Origin of the sequence: Mesorhizobium sp. M4A.F.Ca.ET.050.02.1.1 (genome assembly GCF_003997725.1) — a bacterium.
Taxonomy (GTDB): Bacteria; Pseudomonadota; Alphaproteobacteria; order Rhizobiales; family Rhizobiaceae; genus Mesorhizobium.
On sequence record NZ_RZSG01000408.1, the window covers coordinates 1 to 5,384 of the forward strand.

General features: G+C 64.5%; 6 protein-coding genes. 3 read left to right on the forward strand and 3 right to left on the reverse strand.

Going from position 1 to position 5,384, the window contains the following annotated elements; all coding sequences use genetic code 11:
• Window positions 1-16: 16 nt before the first annotated feature.
• Entirely contained in the window at window positions 17-802 is a 786-nt protein-coding gene (murI, locus tag EOA33_RS22955; RefSeq protein ID WP_127406662.1) for a glutamate racemase, read from the reverse strand.
• Window positions 795-1,709: an RNA methyltransferase gene (locus tag EOA33_RS22960; RefSeq protein ID WP_126054851.1), complete on the reverse strand. Its 915-nt coding sequence runs from the start codon at window positions 1,707-1,709 to the stop codon at window positions 795-797. Before EOA33_RS22960 ends, murI begins: the two co-directional genes overlap by 8 nt.
• 206 nt (window positions 1,710-1,915) lie before the next feature.
• On the opposite strand from EOA33_RS22960, the gene EOA33_RS22965 reads away from it, so the two are divergent.
• The 3 genes from EOA33_RS22965 (at window position 1,916) to EOA33_RS22975 (ending at window position 4,623) form a co-directional block, all read left to right on the forward strand.
• On the forward strand, window positions 1,916-3,127 hold the full coding sequence (locus EOA33_RS22965) for an NADP-dependent isocitrate dehydrogenase (protein WP_126054852.1): 1,212 nt from the start codon (window positions 1,916-1,918) through the stop codon (window positions 3,125-3,127).
• An 84-nt stretch (window positions 3,128-3,211) separates the two neighbouring features.
• A complete protein-coding gene (locus tag EOA33_RS22970; RefSeq protein ID WP_127406663.1) occupies window positions 3,212-3,838 on the forward strand; it encodes a glutathione S-transferase family protein in 627 nt (208 codons plus the stop codon).
• Window positions 3,838-4,623, forward strand: coding sequence for a hypothetical protein (locus EOA33_RS22975; RefSeq protein ID WP_127406664.1), 786 nt, complete (start codon window positions 3,838-3,840; stop codon window positions 4,621-4,623). Before EOA33_RS22970 ends, EOA33_RS22975 begins: the two co-directional genes overlap by 1 nt.
• Before the next feature lie 66 nt (window positions 4,624-4,689).
• Here the strand turns inward: EOA33_RS22975 and EOA33_RS22980 are convergent.
• A partial coding sequence (locus EOA33_RS22980; protein ID WP_145989243.1) for a PhzF family phenazine biosynthesis protein occupies window positions 4,690-5,384 on the reverse strand: 695 nt, incomplete at its 5' end.

Genomic DNA, 5,384 nt, shown 5'->3' on the forward strand with positions numbered 1-5,384 from the left:
GCCGATGTTCCTGCCGTCAAGGGATCGTCAGACCAAAACCCTGCATCAGCCGGCCGATGGCGAAATCAGACTTGCCGGAGGTGAAGACGGCAATGTCGGGCTCGCCTTGCGACGATCCGTTGACCGGCGGGAGCAAGGACATGGCGCGGCGGGCTATGGCTTCGGCCGGATCGATCCAGTCCACCGGCCAGGGCGCGGTCTTGCGCATGCGGTTGACCAGGAACGGATAGTGCGTGCAGGCAAGCACGACGATGTCGGTGCGCTGCCCGTCGCGTTCGAGGAAGCAGGGCGCGATCTCGCTGCGTACAGCCTCCTCGTCGACAAAGCCCTCGCGCATGTAGACTTCGGCCAGCCCCGCCAGATTGTTGCTGCCGACGAGGCGGACGTGGCATTTCTGCGCCCATTTGCTGATCAGGTCGCGCGTGTACTGCCGCTTCACCGTGCCCGGCGTCGCCAGCACCGAGACTAGGCCGGAGCGGGTGCGCTCCGCCGCCGGCTTGACCGCCGGCACCGTGCCGATGAAGGGGTGACCGGGGAACCTGTTGCGCAGCGCTTCGATCACCAGCGTCGATGCGGTGTTGCAGGCGATAACCGAGATCGCCGGCGAAAACCGGTCGAGCAGCCTGGCGAAGAGATCGAGTATGTGCGTGCGCAGCGCCGGCTCCTCCCAGGCGCCGAAGGGAAAGGCCGCGTCGTCGGCGACATAGACGAAGCGCCGGTCGGGCATCAGCACGCGCGCCTCGCGCAGCACCGTGAGGCCGCCAACACCGGAATCGAACATCAGGATCGGCCGGTCAGTCATTGTCGGTGCCCTTGCCGCCCAGCGGCGCGTCATTGTCGTCGCCATTGGTGCTGTGCGCCTGGCCCGCTTCCGCCTTGCGGGCGCGCGCGGCAGCGGCGGGCAGCCGTCTCGGATCGTCGCCGGGGGAACCGTCGCCGCGCGGCATCGCCGGCGAAAATCTGTCCAGCGACGAGATGATGCCCCTTAGCACCTTCAGTTCCGGCTCGGCGAAACCGGCGCGCGTCAGCACGGCACGCAGATTGTCGACCATCTTCGGTTTCTTCCCTTCCGGGCGGAAATAGCCGCGCGCCTCCAGCGCGCCTTCAAGATAGGTGAACAGGCTCTGCAACTGTTCCTTGGTCGCCGGCACGAGTTCCGGTCCGGAGAAGTTGGTTTGGGTCTCGTCATCCAGCCCCGACTTCATCCATTCATAGGACATCAACAGCACCGCCTGGGCGATGTTGAGCGACGAAAAGCCAGGATCGACCGGAAAGGTGACGATCTCGTCGGCGAGCCCGACTTCCTCATTGTAGAGGCCGAAGCGTTCGCGGCCGAACAGAATGCCGGTGCGCTGCCCGGCACGCTGCCGCGTCCTCAGCGCCCTGCCCGCCTCGACCGGTCCGCGCACGGCCTTGAAGCCGTCGCGCTCGCGCGCCGTCGTGGCGAAGACGAAATTGAGATCGGCGATCGCCGAGGCGAGATCGTCGAAGACCCGCACCGCATCGATGACATGATCGGCGCGGCTTGCCGCGGCGCGCGCCTTCTCGCTCGGCCAGCCGTCGCGAGGATTGACCAGCCTGAGCTCGGCAAGACCGAAATTGGCCATGGCGCGCGCGACCATGCCGATGTTCTCGCCAAGCTGCGGCTCGACCAGGATGATCGCCGGACCTGCTGCGGGGGTATCGTTAGGATCTTCGTTGGCTGGCATGGGCGTCAATGAACTGCTGTTTGCGGCATTTCGGCGACCCCTGCCATATTCGGCCGTGAAAATGAAGCTTTGGCAAAGAACGGCATGAAGTCGCGGGCGGATCGGCGTTTGCGCGCTCAAAAGGCCTTTGATATACGCTGCGCATCCCCGGCCGAAAGCCATGCGGGCAAGGCCGTTCCGATCCCCAGCAACGAGGCATTCTTTCCATGGCGAAGATCAAGGTGGCGAACCCGGTCGTCGAACTCGACGGCGACGAGATGACCCGCATCATCTGGCAGTTCATCAAGGACAAGCTGATCCACCCCTATCTCGACCTCAAGCTCGACTATTACGATCTCGGCATCGAGCACCGCGACGCCACCAACGACCAGGTGACGATCGACTCGGCCAACGCCATCAAGAAATACGGCGTCGGCGTGAAATGCGCGACGATCACTCCCGACGAGCAGCGCGTCGAGGAATTCAAGCTGAAGAAGATGTGGAAGTCGCCGAACGGCACGATCCGCAACATCCTCGGCGGCACCATCTTCCGCGAACCGATCATCATGAAGAACGTGCCGCGCCTGGTGCCGGGCTGGACCAAGCCGATCATCGTCGGCCGCCACGCTTTCGGCGACCAGTACCGCGCCACCGACTTCCGCTATCCCGGCAAGGGCAAGCTGACGATCAAGTTCGTCGGCGAGGACGGCACCGTGATCGAGCACGACGTGTTCGACGCGCCGGCCGCCGGCGTCGCCATGGCCATGTACAATCTGGACGAATCGATCCGCGAGTTCGCCCGCGCCTCGCTGAACTACGGCCTGCTGCGCAACTATCCGGTCTATCTTTCGACCAAGAACACCATCCTCAAGGCCTATGACGGCCGCTTCAAGGACATCTTCCAGGAAGTCTACGAGCAGGAATTCGAGGCCGAGTTCAAGGCCAAGAAACTCTGGTACGAGCACCGGCTGATCGACGACATGGTGGCCTCCAGCCTGAAATGGTCGGGCGGCTATGTCTGGGCCTGCAAGAACTACGACGGCGACGTTCAGTCGGACACGGTGGCGCAAGGCTTCGGCTCGCTCGGCCTGATGACCTCGGTGCTGATGACGCCAGACGGCAAGACCGTGGAAGCGGAGGCCGCGCACGGCACCGTCACCCGCCACTACCGCCAGCACCAGAAGGGCGAGGAGACCTCGACCAACTCGATCGCCTCGATCTTCGCCTGGACGCGCGGTCTCGCGCACCGCGCCAAGCTCGACGACAATGCCGAACTGAAACGCTTCGCCGAGACCTTGGAAAAGGTCTGCATCCAGACGGTGGAGTCCGGCTTCATGACCAAGGACCTATCGCTGCTCATCGGCCCCGACCAGCCCTGGCTGTCGACCACCGGTTTCCTCGACAAGATCGACGAGAACCTACAGAAGGCCATGGGGTAAGAACCCAAATTTCGACATGCCGAAGGCTCCGAAAGGAGCCTTCGCTTTTTGGGCAGCAACACGAGCGGAAGCAAGGGGCTGACGATGAGCAAGCCAATCCTGTACGGCGCCGACTACAGCGTCTATGTCCGCATCGCGCGGCTGGCGCTGGAAGAGAAAGGCATCGGCTACGACCTCGTGCCCGTCGATGTCTTTGCCCCGGAAGGCGTTCCGGCCTGGTATCTTGAACATCATCCGTTCGGCCGCATCCCGGCTTTCGAGCGTGACGGCTTTCGCCTGTTCGAGGCGAGCGCGATCGCCCGCTATGCCGACGAGGCCTTCGACGGCCCGGCGCTGCAGCCAAAAGACGCGCGCAGCCGGGCAAGGATGAACCAGATCACCGGCCTGCTCGACGCCTATGGCTACCGCGCCATGGTCTGGGATGTCGCCGTCGAGCGGCTGGAGCAAAATCCGCCCGACGAGGCCCTGATCGCCAAGGGCCTGTCGCAAGCGGAAGCTGTGCTGCGGACACTGTCGGCGCTGAAGGCCGACGGGCCGTGGCTGCTGGGGTCGCAACTGACCCTTGCCGACCTGCACGCGGCACCGATCGTCGGCCATTTCGTCAAGGTCGCAGAAGGGCGTGAATTGCTTGCCCGATTTGCCGACATCAGCGACTGGTATGCGCGCTTCGCCGATCGCGCGAGCTTCGCCAGGACCGAACAGGCGGGCTGATGCGCGCCGTCCATGTCAGCTATGCGACGCCGAACCTGTCGCAGGCCGGCAAGCTGCTGCTGAAGAGCGCGCGCCGCTTAGGCCTCGACAGTCATCTCTATACGCCGGACCACCCGGTGCTGGTCGACCTGGCGCGAAAATACCCATCGATCATGGCCGCGCCGCGCGGCGCCGGCTACTGGCTGTGGAAGCCGTTCATCACCCTGGACATGATGAACCGCGTGCCGGACGGCACGCCGGTCCTCTACAGCGACGCCGCACTGACTTTCATTGCCGACCCGGCGCCTCTGATCGCGCTTTCCAGCCAGCACCCGGTATGCCTGTTCAAGATGGGCGGCCGGATGCTGCAGGGCGCCTGGACCAAGCGCGACTGCTTTGTCGAAATGGATGCCGACCGGGAGGAGTTCTGGTCGCTGCCGCAGCTATGGGCCGGCATGCAGCTCTACCGCGCCGGGCCGGAAGCGAGGGCTTTCCTCAAGCTGCTGGCGACGGCCATGGCGAGCGAGGTTCGCCTGACCGACATGCCGAACATCCACGGCCTTCCCAACCTGCCCGGCTTCGTCGAGCATCGGCATGATCAATCGGTGCTGACGATCCTTGCCAGGCAGCAGGGCGCCGCCATTTTTCGCAGCCCGTCGCAGGAGTGGCACGATCCATCGGCGCCGGCGAGCGAGCAGCCGTTCGGCCAAACGGTGTTTGTGCACCGCAGGCGAAACCTCCCCTATTTCAGGTGGCTTTACAGGCGCCTGCGTCAGAAATACACGGCCGGCCAAGGCTTCCTTTGATCATGCCCGATCTCTCGCGAGAGCCCGGCGGCATTCAAGCTTCCGCACCATAGTCTGAGGGCCCGTTCAGTCGGGCAGATAGATTTCCGCCTTCATGAAGGTCTTCGCGCGGCCTGTGATGCGCACACGGTCTCCGGCCAGCTCGCACAATAAGTGACCGCCGCGCTGCGAGCACTGGAAAGCCGACAGCTCCGTCTTGCCGAGCTTTTCGGACCAATAGGGTATCAGCGTCGCGTGGATGGAGCCGGTCACCGGATCTTCGGGAATGCCCGCGCCGGGCGCGAAGTAGCGGGACACGAAATCATGGGTCTCGCCGCGCGCGGTGACGACCACGCCGAGAGGGTGGAACGTCGCAATCCCGGACAGGTCCGGGACAAAGGAGCGCACGGCGGCTTCGTCGGCCAGCTCGACGAACAGGTTCTCGAAGTTGCGGAAGCTCGCAACCGGGCGCGCCGAAACGGTATCCTGAAGCGCGGACGCCAACTCGGCGTCGACGGGCTGCGGCGGAAAGCAGGGCAGATCGAGCTGGTAGGCGCCGTCGCGCCCGGAAACCCTCAGCTCGCCCACCCGCGTGGCGAAGGCCATGTCGCCGGCGATATCATGTTCCTGGGCTAGCACATGGGCGGTGGCCAGCGTGGCGTGGCCGCAGAAGTCGGCTTCATGGACCGGGGTGAACCAGCGCAGATCCCAGCCCTTGCCGTTCGGCCGCGCAAAGGCGGTCTCGGCAAGGTTGTTCTCGTTGGCGATGGCCTGCATGACAT

Coding starts and splice junctions, on each gene's coding strand:
- EOA33_RS22970 (WP_127406663.1), top strand. CDS start 3,212: ATGAGCAAGCCAATCCTGTACGGCGCCGACTACAGCGTCTATGTCCGC.
- EOA33_RS22965 (WP_126054852.1), top strand. CDS start 1,916: ATGGCGAAGATCAAGGTGGCGAACCCGGTCGTCGAACTCGACGGCGAC.
- EOA33_RS22960 (WP_126054851.1), bottom strand. CDS start 1,709: ATGCCAGCCAACGAAGATCCTAACGATACCCCCGCAGCAGGTCCGGCG.
- murI (WP_127406662.1), bottom strand. CDS start 802: ATGACTGACCGGCCGATCCTGATGTTCGATTCCGGTGTTGGCGGCCTC.
- EOA33_RS22975 (WP_127406664.1), top strand. CDS start 3,838: ATGCGCGCCGTCCATGTCAGCTATGCGACGCCGAACCTGTCGCAGGCC.